This window comes from Cedecea selenatireducens (assembly GCF_042138895.1).
GTDB classification, from domain to species: domain Bacteria; phylum Pseudomonadota; class Gammaproteobacteria; order Enterobacterales; family Enterobacteriaceae; genus Cedecea; species Cedecea selenatireducens.
Genome location: NZ_JBHIKW010000001.1, coordinates 405,875 through 427,431 on the forward strand (window position 1 = coordinate 405,875; position 21,557 = coordinate 427,431).

At 55.7% G+C, this 21,557-nt stretch carries 20 protein-coding genes and 2 tRNA genes; 7 read left to right on the top strand and 15 right to left on the bottom strand.

The window, feature by feature from the left end; translation table 11 throughout:
- The first annotated feature begins 6 nt into the window (after positions 1-6).
- The gene (locus ACE38U_RS01930) at positions 7-939 is read left to right on the top strand and encodes an ABC transporter substrate-binding protein (protein ID WP_176982047.1); all 933 of its coding nucleotides are present in this window, start codon (positions 7-9) and stop codon (positions 937-939) included.
- A 44-nt stretch (positions 940-983) separates the two neighbouring features.
- Here ACE38U_RS01930 and zigA read toward each other — a convergent pair whose 3' ends face one another.
- The 8 genes from zigA to ACE38U_RS01970 form a co-directional block, all read right to left on the bottom strand.
- Positions 984-2,204 carry a zinc metallochaperone GTPase ZigA gene (zigA, locus tag ACE38U_RS01935; RefSeq protein ID WP_176982046.1) on the bottom strand — a complete coding sequence of 407 codons (1,221 nt, stop codon included), beginning with the start codon at positions 2,202-2,204 and terminating at the stop codon, positions 984-986.
- 144 nt (positions 2,205-2,348) lie between these two features.
- Positions 2,349-3,893, bottom strand: coding sequence for a methyl-accepting chemotaxis protein (locus ACE38U_RS01940; protein WP_375529056.1), 1,545 nt, complete (start codon positions 3,891-3,893; stop codon positions 2,349-2,351).
- Positions 3,894-4,278: 385 nt separating this feature from the next.
- Complete coding sequence (gene cbl / locus ACE38U_RS01945) at positions 4,279-5,223, bottom strand: HTH-type transcriptional regulator Cbl (RefSeq protein ID WP_038481486.1); 945 nt, start codon at positions 5,221-5,223, stop codon at positions 4,279-4,281.
- A gap of 106 nt (positions 5,224-5,329) precedes the next feature.
- The gene (gene nac / locus ACE38U_RS01950) at positions 5,330-6,247 is read right to left on the bottom strand and encodes a nitrogen assimilation transcriptional regulator NAC (protein ID WP_038481483.1); all 918 of its coding nucleotides are present in this window, start codon (positions 6,245-6,247) and stop codon (positions 5,330-5,332) included.
- Between the two features lie 255 nt (positions 6,248-6,502).
- Positions 6,503-7,006 (bottom strand): protein disulfide oxidoreductase, encoded by a 504-nt coding sequence (locus ACE38U_RS01955; RefSeq protein WP_375529057.1) that lies wholly within the window; start codon positions 7,004-7,006, stop codon positions 6,503-6,505.
- Positions 6,996-7,625 (bottom strand): DsbA family protein, encoded by a 630-nt coding sequence (locus tag ACE38U_RS01960; RefSeq protein WP_375529058.1) that lies wholly within the window; start codon positions 7,623-7,625, stop codon positions 6,996-6,998. Before ACE38U_RS01960 ends, ACE38U_RS01955 begins: the two co-directional genes overlap by 11 nt.
- The gene (locus ACE38U_RS01965) at positions 7,622-9,508 is read right to left on the bottom strand and encodes a protein-disulfide reductase DsbD family protein (RefSeq protein WP_375529059.1); all 1,887 of its coding nucleotides are present in this window, start codon (positions 9,506-9,508) and stop codon (positions 7,622-7,624) included. The genes ACE38U_RS01960 and ACE38U_RS01965 overlap by 4 nt, the downstream gene beginning before the upstream one ends.
- Before the next feature lie 48 nt (positions 9,509-9,556).
- On the bottom strand, positions 9,557-9,922 hold the full coding sequence (locus tag ACE38U_RS01970; protein ID WP_038481471.1) for a hypothetical protein: 366 nt from the start codon (positions 9,920-9,922) through the stop codon (positions 9,557-9,559).
- Between the two features lie 191 nt (positions 9,923-10,113).
- Between ACE38U_RS01970 and ACE38U_RS01975 the strand changes: the two genes are divergently transcribed.
- Both ACE38U_RS01975 and ACE38U_RS01980 read left to right on the top strand, forming a co-directional pair.
- Positions 10,114-10,189 (top strand) — tRNA-Asn (locus ACE38U_RS01975).
- Positions 10,190-10,747: 558 nt separating this feature from the next.
- Positions 10,748-11,383, top strand: a complete 636-nt coding sequence (locus ACE38U_RS01980; protein WP_038481465.1) for an acyl-homoserine-lactone synthase — start codon at positions 10,748-10,750, stop codon at positions 11,381-11,383.
- An 8-nt stretch (positions 11,384-11,391) separates the two neighbouring features.
- Here the strand turns inward: ACE38U_RS01980 and ACE38U_RS01985 are convergent, their stop codons facing one another.
- The 4 genes from ACE38U_RS01985 to ACE38U_RS02000 all read right to left on the bottom strand — a co-directional run bounded on the left by ACE38U_RS01985 (position 11,392) and on the right by ACE38U_RS02000 (position 14,281).
- The gene (locus ACE38U_RS01985; protein WP_375529060.1) at positions 11,392-12,102 is read right to left on the bottom strand and encodes a helix-turn-helix transcriptional regulator; all 711 of its coding nucleotides are present in this window, start codon (positions 12,100-12,102) and stop codon (positions 11,392-11,394) included.
- A 149-nt stretch (positions 12,103-12,251) separates the two neighbouring features.
- Positions 12,252-12,905, bottom strand: coding sequence for an oxygen-insensitive NAD(P)H nitroreductase (gene nfsB / locus ACE38U_RS01990; RefSeq protein WP_038481462.1), 654 nt, complete (start codon positions 12,903-12,905; stop codon positions 12,252-12,254).
- Between the two features lie 61 nt (positions 12,906-12,966).
- Positions 12,967-13,272: a putative quinol monooxygenase gene (locus ACE38U_RS01995; RefSeq protein ID WP_038481459.1), complete on the bottom strand. Its 306-nt coding sequence runs from the start codon at positions 13,270-13,272 to the stop codon at positions 12,967-12,969.
- A 1-nt stretch (position 13,273) separates the two neighbouring features.
- On the bottom strand, positions 13,274-14,281 hold the full coding sequence (locus ACE38U_RS02000) for a zinc-binding alcohol dehydrogenase family protein (protein ID WP_375529061.1): 1,008 nt from the start codon (positions 14,279-14,281) through the stop codon (positions 13,274-13,276).
- 111 nt (positions 14,282-14,392) lie between these two features.
- On the opposite strand from ACE38U_RS02000, the gene ACE38U_RS02005 reads away from it, so the two are divergent.
- Positions 14,393-15,313, top strand: coding sequence for a LysR family transcriptional regulator (locus tag ACE38U_RS02005; protein WP_038481454.1), 921 nt, complete (start codon positions 14,393-14,395; stop codon positions 15,311-15,313).
- Here the strand turns inward: ACE38U_RS02005 and ACE38U_RS02010 are convergent.
- Positions 15,310-16,947 carry a methyl-accepting chemotaxis protein gene (locus ACE38U_RS02010; protein WP_375529062.1) on the bottom strand — a complete coding sequence of 546 codons (1,638 nt, stop codon included), beginning with the start codon at positions 16,945-16,947 and terminating at the stop codon, positions 15,310-15,312. The two genes, ACE38U_RS02005 and ACE38U_RS02010, sit on opposite strands and share 4 nt — an antisense overlap.
- Before the next feature lie 200 nt (positions 16,948-17,147).
- Here ACE38U_RS02010 and ACE38U_RS02015 point away from each other — a divergent pair, with 200 nt between their 5' ends.
- The 3 genes from ACE38U_RS02015 to ACE38U_RS02025 all read left to right on the top strand — a co-directional run bounded on the left by ACE38U_RS02015 (position 17,148) and on the right by ACE38U_RS02025 (position 20,612).
- The gene (locus ACE38U_RS02015) at positions 17,148-18,602 is read left to right on the top strand and encodes an AMP nucleosidase (protein ID WP_176982039.1); all 1,455 of its coding nucleotides are present in this window, start codon (positions 17,148-17,150) and stop codon (positions 18,600-18,602) included.
- A 21-nt stretch (positions 18,603-18,623) separates the two neighbouring features.
- Entirely contained in the window at positions 18,624-20,405 is a 1,782-nt protein-coding gene (locus ACE38U_RS02020; protein WP_375529063.1) for an aminopeptidase P family protein, read from the top strand.
- Positions 20,406-20,536: 131 nt separating this feature from the next.
- Positions 20,537-20,612 (top strand) — tRNA-Asn (locus ACE38U_RS02025).
- A 58-nt stretch (positions 20,613-20,670) separates the two neighbouring features.
- Here ACE38U_RS02025 and ACE38U_RS02030 read toward each other — a convergent pair.
- Together ACE38U_RS02030 and ACE38U_RS02035 are read right to left on the bottom strand one after the other, a co-directional pair.
- Positions 20,671-21,003, bottom strand: a complete 333-nt coding sequence (locus ACE38U_RS02030) for a type II toxin-antitoxin system PemK/MazF family toxin (RefSeq protein WP_038481446.1) — start codon at positions 21,001-21,003, stop codon at positions 20,671-20,673.
- Entirely contained in the window at positions 21,004-21,261 is a 258-nt protein-coding gene (locus ACE38U_RS02035; protein ID WP_375529064.1) for an AbrB/MazE/SpoVT family DNA-binding domain-containing protein, read from the bottom strand. It lies immediately after the preceding gene.
- Positions 21,262-21,557: the final 296 nt, after the last annotated feature.

Genomic DNA, 21,557 nt, shown 5'->3' on the forward strand with positions numbered 1-21,557 from the left:
ATTAAAATGAAAAAAACGATTTGTGGCCTGCTGCTCACCGCTGCCTTTGCCGCCCAGGCCTCCGCCGCCGAAAAGCTGACGCTGGTGCTCGACTGGTACATCAATCCCGATCACGCGCCGATCATGGTCGCCGAACAGATAGGCGCTTTTAAAGCTGAGGGACTGGATGTGAAGATTATCCCACCGTCCGACCCTGCCCTGCCGCCACGCCTGGTCGCCGCCGGGCAGGCCGACCTGGCCATCACCTACCAGCCGCAGCTGCATTTCTTTGCCGACCAGGGCCTGCCGCTGGTGCGCGTGGGCACGCTGATAAACTCGCCGCTGAATACGGTGATGACGCTGGATCAAAACATCAAATCGCCGGCGGATCTCAAGGGCAAAAAAATAGGGTATTCCGTGAGCGGTATTGAGCAGGCGACGCTTGCCACCATGGTTGAGCATGAGCACATCAGGCCGGAAGAAATGAAGCTGATAAACGTTAACTTCCAGCTGACCAGCGCTCTATTGGCGGGCCAGGTGGATGCGGTGATCGGCGGCTATCGCAATATCGAAGCGCTGGAGCTTAAACTTCAGGGTAAAACGCCGACGGTGTTTAACGTCGAGGACTACGGCGTCCCGGCCTACGATGAGCTGATTTTCGTGGCGAACCGCAACGCGGCCAACGAGCCAAAGATCAAAAAATTCCTCGCCGCGCTGAAAAAAGGCAACGAGTACCTGCAGGCGCATCCGCAGGAAACCTGGCAGGCATTTGCTAAAGCCCACGCGGAGCTGAATACCGAGCTGAACAAACAGGCCTGGCAGGCAAGCCTGCCGCTGTTTGCCGCTGACCCGGCAAAACTCGATCGTGCACGCTACCAGGCTTACGAACAGTTCCTGTTTGATAACAAGCTGATCAAGAAAATCACCCCGGTAGACGACTACGCCGTAGAACTGCACTAAGCCAGATAGCCCGGCCGCCTGCAAACGGGCGGCCGGGCATTCGGTCAGTCAAACCAGGCATCTATCGGATCGTAATAGCGTGCCCAGGCTTTGGGGCCTTCCGCCATCTCGGCATCGGTGAGCAGCGCATATTCCAGCTTCTCACGCAAAACAGCCTCATCCATATCAATACCGATAAAGACAATTTCCTGCCGCGCATCGCCGATGCCGTCTTCCCAGTTGTTTAAAATGTGCTGGAGACTTTCTGGGTCCTGCGGCCACCGTTCACGGGGAATACCAGCCCACCACATTCCCGCCAGCCCCTGACGCATCACGCCGCCCGCGTGGGACCAGGATCCGGCATGATGAGGGCGACTCGCCAGCCAGAAAAAGCCTTTGGAGCGAATAACGCCTTTTAGCCCACCGTCGGTCACCATCTGGAAACGTGCCGGATGGAAGGGACGACGAGCGCGAAAGACAAAATTGCGAATGCCGTATTCTTCCGTTTCGGGCGTGTGCTCCCCGCGCAGCTCTTTGAGCCAGCCCGGAGCCTGTGCGGCGGCGTCAAAATCAAACAGGCCGGTATTCAGCACCTGGTCCAGGCTTACCTCGCTAAACGCCGAAGTAATAATTTTTGCCCTCGGGTTAAGGGAATGCAGCATGGACATCAGGCGGCGCTTCTCTTCGTCGCTAATAAGATCGGTTTTATTGAGGACAAGCACATCACAAAATTCGATCTGGTCAATCAGCAGGTCAACCACCGTGCGCTCGTCTTCTTCCCCCATCGATTCCCCGCGCGACTGAATGCTCTCGTAAGATTCATAGTCACGAAGGAAGTTATATCCGTCCACCACCGTCACCATGGTGTCGAGCAGCGCGATATCGGACAGGCTCTCACCCTTGTCGTCCACAAAGGTAAACGTCTCGGCGACCGGCAGCGGTTCAGAAATCCCGGTTGACTCAATCACCAGGTTATCAAAGCGGCCCTCTCTGGCTAGCTGGCTAATTTCCACCAGCAGGTCTTCGCGCAGCGTGCAGCAAATGCAGCCGTTGCTCATCTCCACCAGCTTCTCGTCGGTGCGCGTCAGGCTCGAGCCTCCCTCACGCACCAGCGCCGCGTCGATGTTCACCTCGGACATATCGTTGACGATCACCGCCACCCTGCGCCCTTCCCGGTTGTTTAAAATATGGTTCAGCAGCGTGGTTTTCCCGGCGCCCAAAAAACCGGACAGCACGGTAACGGGCAGCTTTTTCGCCCCTTTGTGGGCCTGTGTAAACGATGACATTGCAACTCCTTACCGACCATGTCGTTATTATTGATATGTTATAACATAACAACAATGATGAATGTTGTCATGCCGGAAGCGAAAAAAGCAGACGGTAGAAATGAAAAAAGCCAGCGGGCGCTGGCTTAAAGGAGGGATGAAAGGTTATTGCAGGCGGAACACGCGCACCAGGTCACGCAGCTGTTTTGCCTGGTCGTTAAGCGACGCCGCCGCCGCCACCGACTCTTCCACCAGCGCGGAGTTCTGCTGGGTGGTTGAGTCAATCATGCCAATGGCGCTGTTGATCTGGGAAATGCCGTCGGTTTGCTCCTGGCTTGCCTGCTTGATTTCGCCGAGGATGGTGTTCATTTCCTGCACGTTTTCGATCATACCGGCAATCTGCGCGTTGGCTTTCTCCACCAGGCCCATCCCTTCACGGGTCTGGGTGGTCGAGTTTTCAATCAGGCTTCTGATCTCGCTCGCGGACGAGGCGCTTTTCTGCGCCAGCTGGCGAACTTCACCGGCCACCACCGCAAAACCGCGGCCGTGCTCACCCGCGCGAGCCGCTTCCACCGCCGCGTTCAGCGCCAGAATATTGGTCTGGAACGCAATGGAATCGATAAGGTTAATGATGTCCGACATACGATTAGAGGTTTCGTTAATCACGCGCATTTTGCTGGTGACCTGAGACATCATCTGGCCGTTGTTTTTCACCACCGATGCGGCTTCGGATGAGAGTTTGGTTGCCTCGTTGGTGTGGTCAAAGGTGTTTTTCACCGTAGAGGTAATCTGCTCCATAGAAGCAGCCGTTTCCTCTACCGAGCTGGCCTGCTCTTCGGTACGCGCCGCCAGGTCCTGGTTACCGGCCACGATTTGCGCGGCGGCAGAAGAGATAGTTTCCGAGCCCTGCTGAACCTGATGGACAATCTCTTGCAGGCGCACTTTCATGCTCATCAGCGCCTGCAGCAGTTCGCCTGTTTCGTCTTTATGGGTCACCGTGATGCTGCCAGTAAGGTCACCTTCCGCAATCGCCTCGGCAAACTCAACGGCCTGAACCAGCGGGCGGGTGATGGAGCGCACGATGAACATGCCAATCAGGGTACCCAGCGCAATGCTCAGCAGCGTCAGCAGGACGGTGACGAGCCGGTTGGAGCGGTAATCTTTATCCACCTGCTGCCCGGCGGCCGCCATCTTTTGGTTCTGGATGACGATAAGCTCCTGCACCTTATCTTTGTATTTTTCCTGAATCTGAATGGTAGTGGCCATCATTTCCTGCAGCGCGCCGGCCCGGTTGTTCTGCTGCACCGCCTGTAAAATACGAAAACGCGAGTCCAGATACTCTTTACGGATGCCAGTCAGCTCCTGCAATGCTTTTTGTGAAGCCGCGTCGGTGCTGGATTTGTTTAAATCGGCCAGCAGCGCGGTAATGTGCGCGCTAATTTCGGCCAGGTGCTTTTCTGACTTCTGGCGAAAGACGCCCGCTTCGTCCAGCAGCATCAGCTGCTGCGTATTCACAAACTCCTGGAAACTATCGATCAGATCGTTGGCTTTAACGGTCGTCGGGTAATCACTGTTAACAATGGTCTGGATGCCGGTATTTGCCCTGCTGAGGCTGAGTAAAGAAAGCCCCGAGCTGAATACCATCAGCACAATAAAAATAGCGATCGTCAGCGTTAATTTGCTGCGAATTTTTACATCATGTAGTGACATTTTTTCTCCCTTGGGAAGCGTATTTTTATGAATGCGCAAAATCCTCTGCGGTCGAAACAGCAGAAAATAAATAGCACAAAGGGATGGAAGCACCTCGTACAGGCTTATCGGATATATTCTGATTAACTTTATGAATTTGATCGGTTTTTTCGTATGGTCAGGCCACATAGATAGCTGGGAGCTATTAATTTAATCGCAATTGATCGATAATTTGCGATAGGGAGCGTTTTTCTGTCTTATTTTTCTCAGCGAGAAACTTTCTCAACACTATTTTTAAAAATACAGCAAGCGCGCGGTAAATATAAATTCACCGCGCGCCGCTTTATTTAATTATTTAATGTTTCATTAACAACAGCCCGAATACCACAAATAAGGTATGGGCATGTCAGATTTGATAATCGATGGCGGGTTCTTCGGGCTCAAGCGCCAGGCGCTTAATTTCGTCGACCGAAAGCTCCGGGTTGCACAATTCAATAAAGCGCCAGACATAGTTTCGCTGCAGCTGCCCGCGTCGAATGCCAAGCCACACGGTGTTGGCGTCAAACAGATGGCGAGTGTCCAGGCGTACCAGACTCCCTTCTTCACCGCTGGCCTGGTCGGCCACCAGCCCAATCCCCAGGCCGAGCTCGACGTAGGTTTTCACCACGTCGGAGTCCTGGGCGCTAAGCACCACATCAGCCGTCAGGCCTCTGCGGGCAAACGCCTCATCTATGCGTGAACGGCCGGTTATCCCCTGGCGATAGGTGATCAGCGGCCAGCGGCTGATATCATCCAGCGTCAGCGGGCTGGTATGAATCAGCGGATGCCCCTGCGGCACCAGCAGGCTGTGATACCAGCGGAACCACGGGTAGGCGACCACCAGCGGGTCGGTGCTCAGGCGTTCGCTGGCGATGCCGATATCAGCCGCCCCGCTGTGCAGCAGGGATTCAATTTCCTGTGGCGTACCCTGAATAAGCTCGAGGCGAACTTCGGGGAATAATGCGCGAAAGGCTTTGATCACCACCGGGAGGCTATATCGAGCCTGGGTGTGGGTCGTGGCTATCGTTAACACGCCGCTGGTGTCATTGGTGAAGAGATCGGCCAGGCGACGAACGTTACTGGCTTCATTAAGAATGCGTTCGGCGATCACTAACAGGGCCTTGCCCGGTTCGGTCATACCTAATAACCGTTTGCCGCGACGAATGAATATTTCAATGCCCAGCTCTTCTTCAAGCTCGCGAATATGACGGCTGACGCCAGACTGAGAGGTGAAAAGCATGTTGGCGACTTCGGTGAGATTGTAGTCCCGCCGCGCCGCCTCGCGGATTATTTTAAGTTGCTGGAAGTTCACATCGCCCCCGGGATCGTGACTGTTCTTTACACCATTGTTAAAGTCACAGCCCCGGCGGGACAAATAATAAAAACCAGCAACCTATTCCATTTAGTAATAAGCGAACTTAACCCACCAGCATCAGCTCGCGATTTTCCAGCGCCGGGCGGGTCACCAGAGACATAAGAATTTCTTTTACCGCCTGGGCCTGAGGGGAAAGCGGTAAACGCGCGGAAAGGTTCAGCGACAGCGGTAAATTTAGCGACGGACTGGTGATGCGTGCCATCCAGCCGCTGGCCGAATCGGCAAGCGAACGAGCCGCAGATTCCGGCAGCACGGTCACGCCCATACCGCTGGCAATCGCCGCAGTTAGCGTCGAAATTGACTCGATTTCGCCGATGATTTTTGCCGTCAGGCGGCGCAGGGAAAAAGCCTCATCCACCCGTTTGCGCACCGCGCTGTAGTCGCGTGGCAGGAAAAGATCCATGGCGGCAACGTCAGACAAATCTATCGTCGTGCCCGGGCAGTCACGGGTGCCCACCAGGAACAAATCTTCTTTCAGCAGCGGCTGGCTGGTTAGCCCGGCCGTTGGCGTGCGGTCATACAGAACGGCCATATCAAGCTGCCCGCTGAGCAGTTTGTCGTTAAGCTGCGACCCGCTGTTTTCATGCAGATAAACCTGCACATCCGGCAACTCGGCACGCACGGCCTGCAGCAGCGGCATGGTAATAGAGGAGGCAGCCATCCCCGGCGCCAGGCCAATGGAGACGTGCCCGTTAATGGTCTGGCCGACGTTATTAACCGCCAGCTGCGCCTGCTCACACTGGCGCAGAATGGTCCGCGCATGAGCATAAAGAATTTTTCCCGCTTCCGTCGGCGTTACGCCTCGTTTGGTGCGGATCAACAGCTGCTGATCCAGCTCCCCTTCCAGGGTGGCAACCTGCTGGCTGAGCGCCGGCTGTGCGATATGCAGTACTTCTGCCGCCTGGGTCAGGCTGCCAATATCAACGATTTTTACGAAGTACTTCAGTCGTCTTAAATTCATTTTGCCCCCTATTACGGAATGCCAGCGCCAGTCATGGCAGTGATGTCGTAGAAGGTTTTGCAATATGCTTGCCACATTTCTCGTTTACGGCACAAACACGATAACAGGCTGGATAATAAGAGAAACTAATAAAGCCTTCGGGGATGATTAATGAAACTGGGGTTTTGCTTATGCCCCATAAGAGGTATGAATGCACCACGAGGGTGCATTTCTGAGACTGAAAACAGCGTGCCGGTTATAAACCGACACGGTTATTCACACCCCGGCCCACCACAGGCGCATTTTCATTCCCCAGTAGCTCGTCCAGCCGCTGGTTGTAGACACCACCTTGCCTTTATCCACCACGACAAGCGTTGGCGTCACGTCAATCTGCCAGCTGCGGGATATTGCGCCGTCGGCGTCGTTAATAACCGGGAAGCTCACGCCTTTACGCGCCAGCCAGCGGGAAACTTCGCTTTCATTGCCGGAGCGGAGCGCAATGGTTATCACGTTCTGCCCTTCGGCCTGCAGCTTCGCCACGTCCGGCGTGGTAAAACGGCACACCGCGCACCAGCTGGCCCAGAAGTAAACCAGCAGCGGGCGATCCGCACTCAGCGCACCGAGCGTGACGTTTTGCCCGTCTAGCGTGTACAGCGGGGTGCTGTCAAAAGCGGGAGGTGACTGAGGTGCGCGCCACCAGTCCATTACCAGCATCACGCCCGCCAGCAGCACCAGCAGAATTAATCCTTCTCGCAGCCAGCGCCGCAGCTTACTTGCCACGGGCGGCCGCCAGCTTTTCTTTGACCACTTCTTCCAGCGTTTCCCACGGCACCGCACCGGGGATCATTTCATCGCCAATAATGGTGGCTGGCGTGCCCTGCACGCCGACGATGCGCGCTAATTGAAGGTTGGTGCTTAAGGTTTCCATGCTTTTTTCATCCGGCTTTACCGGGGTTGCTCCGCTCTTTTCAACGGCTACCGCGATGCTCGCCGTATCGTGATAGCCCTTCTTCTGCATCAGCTTTTCATGCAGCGCCAGAAACTGTTCGGGATGCTGACGCCAGGTGGTCAGCACGGTTCGCGCCGACAGCACGGAGCTTTCTCCCTTAAACGGCAGCGGCTTCACAATCACCGCCACATCGGGATATTTCTGCACAATCTTCTCCAGCATCGGGTCGAGCTGCTTGCAGTACGGGCAGTTGTAATCGGTGAAGTTCACCAGGGTTAATAGCGGTTTTTTAGCGCCGAAGCGCGGGCTGGCCGGGTCATTAAACAGCGCCTGCTCAATCAGCACTTCCAGCTGCTTTTGCTGCTCGGCGGAAAACGGAGCGGGCTGTTCTTTTGCCGCCAGCGCCAGGCCGGAGAACAGGGAGAGGATCAGAATCAAGGCGTATTTCATGGGGTTGTTCCTTTGGCTTCATCCAGGGTTGTCAGCACCGAGTCGCGTGACAGCAGCGTGGGCAGCACTTTGCCTTCCGGCAGGCCTGGGCCATAAATTTGGTTGAAAGGCACGGCAACCTGGCCGCGGCTTCTTAAAAAGTCGGTGATTTGCGGGGACGGCAGCGTCCAGTCACCGCGCAGGGCAACCACGTCCGGAGCCTGCAGCACGGCCTGCACGTCCTCTTTATTGAGCACGTTGTATTTGTTGGCTTTACAGGTGATACACCAGTCGGCGGTGACGTCGATAAACACACGTTTATGCTGCGCCAGCGCGTCCTGAATCGCCTGTTCGCTGAGCGGCTGCCAGGCAATATTTTCCTGCGCGGGCTTGCCGCCAGAAACCCCGAAATGCACCAGCAGCAGGCTTGCCAGCCAGATAGCCGACCCGAGCATCAGCAGGCCAAGCACGCGGCGCAGCCAGTTCATCCATTTCCCCGGACGCGGTAAGCGCATGGCAAGGCCGGGACGAAGCGCAATCAGCAGCCACGGCAGGCTCATGCCCAGCCCCAATGCCAGGAACAGCCCCCACAGAACCGGGTAGGAAGCGGTCAGCGCAACGGCCACCGCCGTGCCGAGGAAAGGCGCGCTGCACGGCGTTGCCAGCAGCGTGGCAAAAGCACCCTGCCAGAAATGCCCGGCCATGCCGTTGCCGCCCTGGGTAGCCAGGCGAGTGTTCATATTGGAGGAAAGTCGGAACTCGAACAGGCCAAACAGATTGGCGCTGAACACCAGCATCACCAGCGCCATAAAGCCGATGAACCACGGGTTCTGGAACTGGATGCCCCAGCCCAGCGCCTGGTTGGTCAGCCGCAGGACGGTCATCAACAACGCCAGCACCATAAAGGAAGCGATAATCCCTGCCACCGAGGCTAAAAACTGGCGGCGCACCAGACTTCTGTCTTTTTGCTGAACCAGCAGAATAGACCCGAGCTTCATGCCCAGCACGGGCAGCACACACGGCATCAGGTTAAGGATAAGACCGCCCACCAGCGCCATCAGCACCACCTGCCAGAGCGGGAACGCGTCGTTTCCGCCTGCAGCGGCGGGAGCCGAACCAATAGTGAGCGTGTTTTGCTGGGCGATGCCGCTGTCAGCCAGCACCAGAGTGACCGATTTACCGCGTAGATCTGGCGCACCCTCGCCCCAGCCGTCGCTCACCGGCACCGTCGCCTGCAGCGTGTCGCCGTCGATGCGGAAGGTCGGCTTGCCCAGATCCGTATCTTCCGGTGGGTCAAGATAAAGCCCCGGATTCGTCCAGCCTCCGGCACGCACGGCGTCGATAACCAGGCTTCCCTGGCGGTAGCCCGCTTTTAGCGAATCCGTCAGCCCGCCTTCAACCGGCACCTGCCCCATCGCCTGAGCGAAGTCGTGAGCAAACGTAGCGTCCGCAGCCGTAGAGGTGACGGTAAAGGAATAATCGGTCAGCAGGCAAACGTTGCTGCAGGTGGAAAGCGTCAGCACGCCGCGAAGGGTTTCCGGCGCACGGCCATGAATAACCATCGGGATGGTGACCCGGTCGTGATAGCCCTGGGTCGTTATTCCGGCGACGTCAAAGCGCGCAGGCGTGGGCCAGAACCATTCCACCTTTGGCATATCCTCTTGCCAGGCAATAGACGGCGCAACGCCGCCTTCTCCCGGCGAACGCCAGTAGGTTTTCCAGCCTTTCTCAAGCTTTACGTCCAGCAGAAGACGAGTTTCGTTATTGGCGGTGGTGTCCGCGCGCAGCCTGACGCTGGCGTGATCGTTATCCGGTGATTGTTGCCAGCCGGCCTCTGCCGCCCAGGATACGGGCAGCCATAGCATAAGCAGGCAAAGCAGCGCCTGCCTGAAGCGATTAAACATGTTTTTTCTCCGTAAATGATTAACTAACTGTCGGTAACAGCCAGTCTGTCATTCACGGAATACGCAGAAACGTAGATGCACCCTGAGGGTGGGAGGTGAAGTCGCTCTTGGAGGGGAAAACGGCATTCGCGTGGAACGCACGGGCGCCAGCAGTGAAAGCAGCAGGCAGAACACGAATAAAGCGCCGTCAAATAATACGGGCGGCACGCTCAGCAGTGATTTGGCGCTCAGCTCACAGGGCGTGACCGGGGCATCACTGTCGGCCTGTGGGCTTTCGGACTGAGCAACAACGGCGCTGGCAACGGTTTGCATCTGCAACGCGTGCAGGCCCGCCATGCGTTGTGCGGTACAAACCAGTACCACGACACATGCCAGACAAAGAAACCATATTCCTATACGCTGCTGTTTTACCATTAGGCCCTCACTGTTTAACCCGGCCTATCTTAGCGGCTGGTGAAAGATTGGCAATCTTTGCGCTGTAAAGTTATGTCGGGGACTGATTTTAGCCGGGGGTTGATTGTTTTATCGGCAAACGATGCAAAAGATGTCTTGCAGGCTTTGACAAGCCAGAGCGCCCTCGCTAATATTCGCCCCGTTCACACGATTCCTCTGTAGTTCAGTCGGTAGAACGGCGGACTGTTAATCCGTATGTCACTGGTTCGAGTCCAGTCAGAGGAGCCATATTTAAGAAGCCCGCTTAAGTTTCCTTAAGCGGGCTTTTTGCATCTGGATTTTTCATACGGCCTTTACGCCCTCACAAAATTCACTTTTCCCTCGCGCAAGACATTCACTTTTTTAATTCGTCGGCTACTATTCAACTGTGCCGTACGCTTTTCGCGCGATCAAAGCCCCCTGTTTTATAAAATAATTTTCCGCCTGCAGGCCGTTATGTTAGTAAATTTTCACGAAGAATTGCGGCATATTGTAGAGAACGGCGGAGAACGTGTAGCGATCCTGAGAGATATAAAAGAAAAGCCCCCGCATGAGCGAGGGCTTAATTTTCTTTATTTTTATTTTTCGTAATGTAAAATTACAAGTGCTTACAATCTTGTGCATCGGGAAATCGGTGTACTAGATAATAATCTGTGAACATTTCCCTTGGTGTTGCTCAGGTCTTTGACCGCCTGACCAGTTTGCGTGTTGGCGCGGCCGGTCAGGATTTTTTTAGTTTAGAGAAGGCCTTAGGCAAAAAAAAGCTGTCTTTAAGTACAGGGGGACTTCCACATACAGGGATACGCTATGTGTTCTGCAATTGAATTTTTTATAAGTCATCATAATGATTTACACCCTGGTCTTGCCCGGGAGCTGTATGCGTTACGCAAAAAAACATTTCATGAACGGCTCGAATGGGATGTGAAATGTGAAGACAATCTGGAAAGAGATCAGTTCGATAACGAGAATACAACTTATTTAATGGGCATGTCGGAAGGCCAATTGTTTTGTGGCGCGCGCTTTATTGACGCTAAATACCCGACAATGACCGATGAAATATTTCATCAATATTTCAATAATATTAGTTTACCAAAAGATATTCCATGCTGTGAAATCACCCGATTATTCCTCGACAAAGAACGTCGTGACGACGGTAATTTACGCACCCTGCCCGCCAGCAAAGCCTTATTCCTGGCGATGATTATGTATTGCATTAAAAACGGCTATCCCGGCATGCACGCGGTAACCAGTCGTGGGATGTACGCCATTTTCCGTCAGGCAGACTGGAAGGTTGAGGTGATTCAGAAAGGGCTCTCAGAGAAGGGCGAGGCGGTTTATTATATTTTTATGCCCGCCAATCAACAGATTATCGAAGACATTATCAATAAAGACAACAACAGCGCATGGCTGCGCGACACGCTTACACAGCTCAACCACCTGTAGTAATTCGGTCAGGCGTTCAGGTCCAGCAAGCGGAGTTCGATACTTAATTTGACCGCGTGGCGGGCATTGTTTACGCCCAGCTTTTTCATGGCATTGCCCATGTGGAATTTTACCGTACGCTCGGTGATTGAGAGAATCACGGCGATTTCCGCATACGTTTTGCCGGCATAAACCCACTGCAGAATTTGCTGCTCACGCGGCGACAGGAAGACGTTTTTTTTCTGCCGAATATCGCTGTATAAATTCAGCATCTTTTGATGCAGCCTGATAAAGAAAGCAATCACCGCTTCGCGGTTTTCGGTCAGGTTAGCGTCGGAAGGCTGATGGCTGATCAGCGAGAGCACCACAAGGTTATTAACATAGTCATGCAGCGGATACGTATGCCCCTGAACGATGTTGTGCTGCGAGCCTTCGTCAAAAATACGTTTCAGCGTATACCCGGAAGAGACCATCATGCCGCTGTCCCAGGAGAAATCCTCGAGGCTGCTGAGAGACCGCACAATCACCGGGTCAATAAACTGATATTTATTTTCGAGATAGATGTTAAACCATTGCGGATTGTTATTGATAATACGCATCTGGGAAGGGTCTTTCTTATTCATCACAGCATACGCATAGGTCGTATGTTTGTAATTCAGAATAAATTCATCAAGTTCGCGCTGAATTAATGAATTTACCTTGCTGTCATTATAATACGTGTCCTTCACAACCATGGCCATCCGTAGAATTAAGAGAGCAAAGTATAGATCATTTCCCCCCTCTTTCCACGCCTCAATGCCCCCAATCTGATGAATAAGCGCAGGAATGGCCTAATATCCATTCCTGCGCGCAGGGAAAATAAAAGTTAAATCACGTTATCATCACGCACTTAGATCTCTGTCAGGATCTGACTAAAATCAAGGCGCGACTTCGGCAGCCTGGCGTTAAAGTCCTCCACGCTACGGTAGCCCAACGCCACCATCACCACGCTGGTAAGGCCTTTCTCACGCAGGCCAAACTCTTCGTCCAGCACGGCGGCGTCAAACCCTTCAATCGGCACGGCATCAATATTCAGGGTGGAGACGCCCAGCAGCAGCGTGCCCAGGTTGAGATAAACCTGCTTCTCCATCCAGTGCTGCGCATCTTTCAGGTCAAAACGGTGCTTATTGGCATAGAAAGAGCGGCCTTTGTGCTGCCCTTCTTTTGCCTGCTCGGTGGCAAAACGCCCGTCTTCCTGCTCTTTTTGCAGCAGCGTATGCAGATGAGCATCGTCGTAGGTAGTTTTCGCGCAGAACACCACGACATGTGAAGCATCCAGCACTTTGGGCTGGTTTGCCGCGTAAGGCCCGGTGGTCGCTTTCGCGATACGCGCTTTGCCTTCATCCGTGCTCGCCAGAATAAAGTGCCACGGCTGCGAGTTGGTGCTTGAAGGACTGAGGCGCAGCAGATTTTTAATCTTATCCACATCTTCGGCGGCAATTTTTTTAGCAGCATCGAAAGCTTTCGTCGCATAACGGCGGGAGGCAGCATCAATAATGTTCATGATTTTTCCTGAATAAGTCTTTGTGTTTTGCAGCGGCCCGCCTGGCCGCCGCGCATATAAGTTAAACGGCAACTTCGTCCAGCGGCACCAGCTTCAGCGGTTCCGCCAGCAGGGCGTCCATCTGCTGCACAAATGCCTGGAAGTGAGGCAGCGAATTGTGCAGATCAAGCGCCTGCTGGCCCCGCCACGACTCGCGGACATAAAACGTATCAGGCGCTTGTTGAAGCTGGAACAGCGTGTAATCGAGGCAGCCCGGTTCAAGGCGGCTCGGCGCAACCAGCGCTTTCAACGCGGCTTTCAGATTATCCTGCTGACCGGCTTTCGCCTTCAGCATTGCAATAATGGTCAGCGTTTCCGTCGTCGCCATATCAGAAGCCCTCCAGCACAATTTTGCCCACCGCACGCCCGGTTTCCAGCAGCGCGTGGGCGCGGCGCAGGTTGTCCGCGTTAATCGTGCCATAATGTTCGCCAAGCGTGGTTCTCAACACGCCCTGGTCGATAAGCTTCGCCACGCGCGTCAGCAGGTTGTGCTGTTCAATAATATCGCTGGTGACGAACATCGAACGGGTAAACATAAACTCCCAATGCAGCGAAATGCTTTTGGCCTTGAGCGCGCGAACGTCCAGCGCGACCGGGTCATCAATCAGCGCAAATTTCCCCTGCGGAATGAGCGCTTCGATCAGCTGGGCATAATGCTCCTCGGTGTTGGTCAGGCTGGCAACATGCGTGACGTGCTTCACGCCAATACGCTGCAACTCTTCGGTCAGCGGTTTGCTGTGGTCGATAACGTGGTGTGCGCCAAGCTCGGTCACCCACTTCTGGCTTTCAGGGCGAGAAGCTGTGCCAATGACCGTGACTTTTGTCAGCCTGCGGGCTAGCTGGGTCAGGATAGAACCCACGCCACCGGCCGCGCCGACGATCAGCAGTACTTCACCTTCGCTGCCGTTTTCCTGAATGCCCAGGCGGTCAAAGAGCATTTCCCAGGCGGTGATCGCCGTCAGCGGCAACGCGGCCGCTGCGGCATTTTCTACGGATTGAGGCTTAAGCGCCGCAATGCGCTCATCCACCAGCTGATATTCGCTGTTGCTGCCGGGGCGGGTCAGCGAACCGGCGTACCATACCGCGTCGCCTGGTTTGAACAGCGTCACGGCTTCGCCTGTTTCCACAACGGTGCCTACCGCATCCCAGCCCAGCACGCGAGGCGTGTCGCCGCTAAAGCCGCTGCGGACTTTGGTATCCACCGGGTTGACGGAAATGGCGTTCACCGCCACCAGGATGTCGTGGCCCTGTGCAACGGGTTTTGGCAGCGTAATGTCCTGCAGCGCGTCAATATTGCTGCCGTCTTTCGCGGCGCGGGTAATAGCAATAGCTTTCATAGCAGCTCCAATAAGGTAATGGGTTCATCAATTGAGTAAAATCATGGTACAAGGAGCGCGGAAGCTGAAAAACAGGCGCCAGGAAACAACACTTATACTCGGAGAGTGAAAATGCTCAGGCTGGAAGACCTTACCCTGTTTGTCAGGGCCGCGGCGTTAAACAGTTTTAGCGATACCGCCAGAGAAGCCGGGCTGCAGCCAGCCCAGGTGAGCACGGCCATTAAGCGCCTGGAGCAAAACCTCAATATTCGCCTGTTCGCCCGCTCTACCCGCAGCCTGAGGCTCACGCCGGAAGGCGAAGCGTGGCTGCCCTATGCCATGCAGGTATTGCAAACCCTTGATGCCGGCTACGAGCAGATCCAGCCTCCCAGCGACGAAGTGCGAGGTACGCTGCAAATCGCCGTCCCTTCCGACCTGGGCCGTAATTTGCTGCTCGACGTTTTCCGTCAGTTTCGCAGCACTTACCCGGCGCTGAGCCTGAAGCTTCTGTTTTCCGACAGGATAACCGACGTGTTTAAAGACCCTGTGGATGTGGCTTTTCGCTATGGCAACAACGATGATGCGTCTTACATCGCCCTGCCCGTCGCGCCAGAAAATCGCCGCGTGCTCGTGGCGTCTCCGGCCTATCTTGAACGTAATGGCGAGCCGCAAACCCTTGCCGACCTGGCTCAGCACAACGCGCTCACGTTTGTGCTGCGCGGGCGGGTGCACAATAGCTGGTCGTTTAGCCTGCACGGCAAAGAGCAGCAGGTGGCGGTGAAAGGCACGATGATGAGCGATGATGCGGAAGTGATTCATCGCCTGGCGGTCAAAGGCGAAGGCATTACCTATAAATCCTGGCTGGACGTGAGCGAAGATGTGCAGGCAGGCCGCCTGAAGCTGCTGCTGCCGCAGTACGAAGGGGATAGCATTCCGCTGAATATGATTTGCCCGCACCGTAAACAGCTGTCTGCCACGGTGCGGTTACTGCACGAAGCGGTCAAAGCACGCTGCGAAAACGCAATGCGCACCCTGCCCACGATAGAAAGTTAAAACGTTACCCAGTCATCCCCCGCCGCGCCAGCAGCGGCGACTTTCGCCTGAGGTTTTACCTTCGTTTCCACCACGGCCTGTTCTTCACGCCCGGACAGGCGGAATCGCGCCACCGCTTTTTGCAGCATTTCAGTCTGGCCTTCGAGCGCCGCCGCAGCCGCAGAGATCTGCTCGACAAGGGCGGCGTTTTGCTGGGTCACGCTGTCCATTTCGCTGACCGCCACGCTCACCTGCGAAATCCCCTTGCTCTGCTCGTCGGTCGCCGAGGCAATTTGCTTCATGATTTGCGTAGTATCGGAGACGGCCTTCAGCACCTCTTTCATGGTGTTGCCCGCTTCATTGACCAACGCCGCACCGCTGTTAACCCGGTTCACCGAATCGGCAATCAGCGTTTCAATCTCTTTCGCAGCGCCCGCGCTACGGCTGGCCAGATTGCGTACTTCACCCGCCACCACCGCAAAACCTCTGCCCTGCTCGCCTGCTCTGGCGGCTTCTACGGCGGCGTTAAGCGCCAGGATATTGGTCTGGAATGCAATGCTGTTGATGACGCTGGTGATTTCACTGATTTTACGGGAGCTGTCGGAGATCCCTTCCATCGTGACCACCACGTCCCCAACCAGCTTGCCGCTGCGGCTGGCGGTTTGCGACGCTTTCTCCGCAATGCTGCTGGCCTGGCGGGCGTTCTCGGCGTTAAATTTTACCGTGGCGGTCAGCTGTTCCATGCTGGCAGCGGTTTCTTCCAGCGCGGCGGCCTGCTCTTCGGTGCGCGAAGAGAGATCGTTGTTGCCGGAGGAGATTTCCGCCGACCCACGATAGATATTCTCCGTGCCACTGCGAATGGCGCTGACCGCATCGCGAAGGCTGGCCTGCATCTCGGCAAGCAACGGGAACAGTTTGCCTACGCAATTGCGCCCAAAGTCCTCCACGGGATGGCTGAGATCGCCTTTTGCGATAACCGAGAAATGTTCACGAATGCGATCCAGCGGCTTCACCAGCAGGTTCACGAGGTAGCGGTCGGTAAACAGCAGGATTAGCAGACCAATAACAATCGCCACCAGCACGGTGATTTTCATCAGCCGGGTTAGCGAGTCTACGGCCACTCGGGTGCGGTCCAGACGTTCTTCGGCCACGGCGGTAAATTTGCTGCTGCTGGCCCCAAACGCCCTGCTCAGGGGCGGCGTAACCTGGGTGGCCTGCTGGCGATAATCTCCCGCGCTCCCCTGCTGAGCAAGCTGCATCTGTACCGCCACGCCGTTATCCAAAAGCTGCTGCCATTTTGCTATCACGTCGGCGGAAACCAGCGGGTCCATCGGGCCCGGTGAAACGCTTTTCAGGCGCTCAAGCTCGCTTTTCATGTTATCCAGCGCTTCCTGCACGGGCTTAAAGTCGGCAGTTTCGCCTGCGGCCTTCGCTTCCATCACCCTCGACAGGCGGGTAATAAAGCGGAAGTACTGGTCATTCCCTTTGCTGAGAATCGTCATCTGTGACACCAGTTGATGATCAACGGCGTTACCGTCCCCAAGCTTCGCCAGTGAATAGACGGTAAACACGCCGACGGCCGACCACAGCAGGCAGAACAGCCCCAGCACGGTGAGCATCACCCTGCGTACGGTAAAATTCTTAAACATCCCCATGTTGTTCCCCTAATCATTATTGTCGTTATCCCATCAATCTCGGGTATCAAAGGGGTTATCGGCAGTCTTTGCGCGGGTATTCATTTATTTGTGATGAATTTTTTATGAGGCTCGCAACTCGGGCCCGGTTCCCCTTCCGTTCTGCTCCCGGCATGACATACTGAATATCTAATCCGGCCTGAACCGGTAAAGGAGAATCAATGAATAATAACGCTGTATGCCAGGGGCTGACGCCTGCTGAGGCCCTGGATAAGCTGGAAGCCCTGTACGAAACTTCGGTAACCGCCCTTCGCGACGCGATTGCCCTTTACACTCAACAAGGCACGCTGCCGGACGTCGACGCCCGCTCCGACGGGCTGTTTGTCTACCCTGAACTGCGCGTCAGCTGGGACGGCGTTCCCCGTGGCCCCAAAAATACCCGCTCCTACGCCCGCTTTACCCACTCCGGCAGCTACACCACCACGGTGACTCGCCCCGCATTGTTCCGCGACTATCTGAACGAACAGCTGAGCCTGTTGTGTGAAGACTATGGCGTCCACATCGAGGTTGGGCCTTCTCAGCACGAGATCCCTTACCCTTACGTGCTTGACGGCCTGAACCTCGACCGCACCATGAGCGCCGGGCTGACGCGCCATTTCCCGACCACCGAGCTGTCGCAGATTGGCGATGAAACCGCCGACGGCCTGTTCCACCCGACGGAAGCCTGGCCGCTGTCGCACTTTGACGCCCGCCGCGTGGATTTCTCGCTGGCACGCCTGCGCCACTACACCGGCACGCCGGTTGAACACTTCCAGCCTTTCGTGCTGTTCACCAACTACACCCGCTATGTGGACGAGTTCGTCCGCTGGGGCTGCCAGCAGATACTCGACCCGGACAGCCCGTACATCGCCCTCTCCTGCGCCGGTGGCACCTGGCTTACCGCCGAAACGGAAGCCCCGGAAGAAGCCATTTCCGATCTGGCGTGGAAAAAGCACCAGATGCCTGCCTGGCACCTGATCGACAAAAACGGCAGCGGCATTACGCTGATTAACATTGGCGTGGGCCCGTCAAACGCCAAAACTATCTGCGACCACCTCGCGGTGCTGCGCCCGGATGCCTGGCTGATGATTGGCCACTGCGGCGGCCTGCGCGAAAGCCAACAGATTGGCGACTACGTGCTGGCCCACGCCTACCTGCGCGATGACCACGTGCTGGACGCGGTGCTGCCGCCGGATATCCCGATTCCAAGCATCGCCGAGGTGCAGCGCGCCCTTTATGACGCCACCAAACAGGTCAGCGGCATGCCGGGCGAAGAAGTTAAACAACGCCTGCGCACCGGGACGGTGGTCACCACCGATGACCGAAACTGGGAGCTGCGCTATTCTGCCTCCGCGCTGCGCTTTAACCTCAGCCGCGCGGTGGCTATCGACATGGAAAGCGCCACCATTGCCGCGCAGGGTTACCGCTTCCGTGTGCCATACGGCACGCTGCTGTGCGTTTCCGACAAACCTCTTCATGGGGAAATCAAACTGCCGGGCCAGGCCAACCGCTTCTATGAAGGGGCGATTTCCGAACACCTGCAAATTGGCATTCGCGCCATTGATTTGCTTCGCGCAGAAGGCGAAAAGCTGCACTCGCGCAAGCTGCGTACCTTCAACGAGCCGCCGTTCCGTTAACAAAAATAATAAGGAAGCTGGATGCAACACACTTCATCACTTGGCGCCCTGCGTGCGCTACTCAAAGAACGCGAGCTGGATGGGATCATCGTGCCGCGTGCCGACGCCCATCAGAGCGAAGATTGTGCCGCTCATGATAATAAACTGGCGTTTATCAGCGGCTTTACCGGGTCAGCCGGGCTGGCGCTGATCCTCGCCGACCGCGCCCTGCTGTTCGTGGACGGGCGCTACCAGGTTCAGGCTCGCCATCAGGTGAACCTGCAGGACTTCGAGATTCATCACCTGCACGAGGAGCCGCTGCACCTGTGGCTGCGGGACAACCTGCCTGCGGGCAAACGCATCGCCTTCGAGCCGCTGCTGATGGTTAACAGCCAGTACGAAAGCCTGCGCACCAGCGGCTGTGACCTGGTGGCGGTGGATGACGACCCGCTCGACACGATCTGGCCAGACCGCCCTGTGGCACCCTGCGGGGAAATCAGCGCCATGCCGGACGAAATCAGTGGCGAAAGTTCTGCCTCAAAACGCGATCGTGTGGCGCAGGCGCTACACAAAGCCGGGGCCGATTATCTGGCCCTGACGCTGCCGGACAATATCGCCTGGCTGCTGAACGTGCGCGGTTCGGATATTGCGATGAACCCGGTGCCTCACTCCTTCGCGCTGGTGAGCGCCGACGGCGGCATTGAGTGGTTTGTCGACGAGGGCAAACTGCACAATCTGGATAAAGCCCAGCTCAGCGGCATATCTCACAGCCCGATGGGTGAATTCCTCGCCCGCTGCCAGCAGGCGGCGGCAGGTAAACGTATTCTGATTGATGCTGACTCTGCGCCGGTCGCGGCGCGCTTTGCCGTCGAGCAAGGTGGCGGCAGCGTGTTGTGGGCACCCGACCCTATTACCCTTATCAAATCCAATAAGAATGAAACCGAGCTGGCGGGCTACCGCGACAGCCACGTCGAAGACGGCGTGGCCTGGGTGAATTTCCTGAGCTGGCTAACCCATGAAGTGCCGCTGCGCGAGGCCGCAGGCAACCCGGTCACCGAGCTGGAAGCCCAGGAAAAACAGCTGAGCTTCCGCCAGCAAGGTGCCACTTTTACCGAGCAGAGCTTCAGCACCATTTCCGCAGCGGGCAGCAACGCCGCAATGTGCCATTACCACTCTTCACCGGAAACGAATTTCGCCCTCACCGGCGAGCAGTTCTACCTGAATGATTCCGGCGGGCAGTATATCAACGGCACGACGGACGCCACGCGCACGCTCAGCTTTGGCGAGCTGGATGCAACCCGGCGCCTGCACTACACCGCCGTGCTAAAAGGCTTCCTGGCGCTGATCTCACTCCAGTTTCCGCAGGGGACTCAGGGCCACCAGCTCGATGCCTTTGCCCGTCGCCCGCTTTGGGAACTTGGGCTGGATTATGACCACGGCACAGGGCATGGCGTCGGCCATCGGCTGATGATCCATGAAAACCCGCACCGCATGGCGAAGAAGGTGAACCCGTGGCCGATGCTGCCGGGCAACATCATCACCATCGAGCCGGGTTATTACCTGGCGGATAGCCACGGGATCCGCATCGAAAACCAGGTCGAGGTGGTTGCCTCCCGGCCGGGCTTCTGCAAGTTCTCGTCGCTGACGCTTATCCCTATTGACCTGTCGGCGGTAGATTTTGATTTGCTGAGTACCCAGGAGATAGCCTGGCTTGATGATTACCACCGGCAGGTGCGCCAGACGCTCTCTTCGCGCGTTGGGGAAGAAACCCGCCGCTGGCTTGCTTCAGCTACGGAACCGGCCAGCGTTCAGCGACGCAGGTAACCGCTCAATGGCCGCAGAAATGCGGCCTTTTTCATTGATTTGCTGGATTAATCGGCAGTTGAACGCATTTCACCAAAACAGCCTTTGACAACCCAGACTCACCCCGCTAGTATTCGCCCCGTTCACACGATTCCTCTGTAGTTCAGTCGGTAGAACGGCGGACTGTTAATCCGTATGTCACTGGTTCGAGTCCAGTCAGAGGAGCCATATTTAAGAAGCCTGCTTAGGAAACTAAGCAGGCTTTTTGCTTTTGTATGTGTTGAGATTAACTCAGAATAGCGTCCAGCCTTGCCAGCACTTCATTCACAATAGCCTCGGGTAGACGTTCCAGACGCTTACCATTTCTGGCCGCCATATCAATCGTTCTCGGTTGATCACAGCGAATAACACCCGTCGTTTTGGTCTCAGCATCATCCAGTGAAACGGTAAAACCGGCTGTACGGGCAAAGTTTCCTCCGCTGGTGACAGGAACAACAACGGGTAGTCGGGTCAGCTTGTTAAACGATGCCTTCGAGACGATAAGTACCGGACGCTTTCCACTTTGCTCGTGACCGGCAATTGGATCCAGTGAAACGAGCCAGATTTCCCCTCTGTCCATTTACAGGATCTCCTTGCCTACCGCAGGCGAATCAATCCATTCTCGATCATCTTCACTCATTTCGGCGTGCGGGTCGCACTGCGCCAGCAGTTCCTCAAGCGAATAACGAGGCCGTTTCTGGGGTTCAATAATCAGGCAGCCATTATCAATGGTCATGCCCACTTCGCTGTCCGTCGACAGCTCCAACGTTTTCAGCACGGCGGGAGGAACCGCCAGCATGATAGAGCCGCCGACCTTTTTAAGGCGAGTTTTATGCATAGAGCACCTCCGAATATTATATTTTAATATAACATTCACGGTAGGGGATGCACAATTATTCATCAGATTCATTGTGATTTCCTTAGCGTAATAGTGCGTAAAGCAAGTCTTAATCCATCGAAGGGCAGATCCGGCATTTTTCAAGTAAGAAGGCCGATAATAGAAAAACTGTTTCTGCGGTTCAAAGGATTATGGCGGTTTGGATAAACGAAATGCGGCGCAGCTTCCGTATTCGGGCTGCGCCGGAGGAAGATCGAAGGTGAAAAGCCCGCTTAACCTTCTTAAGCGGGCTTTTT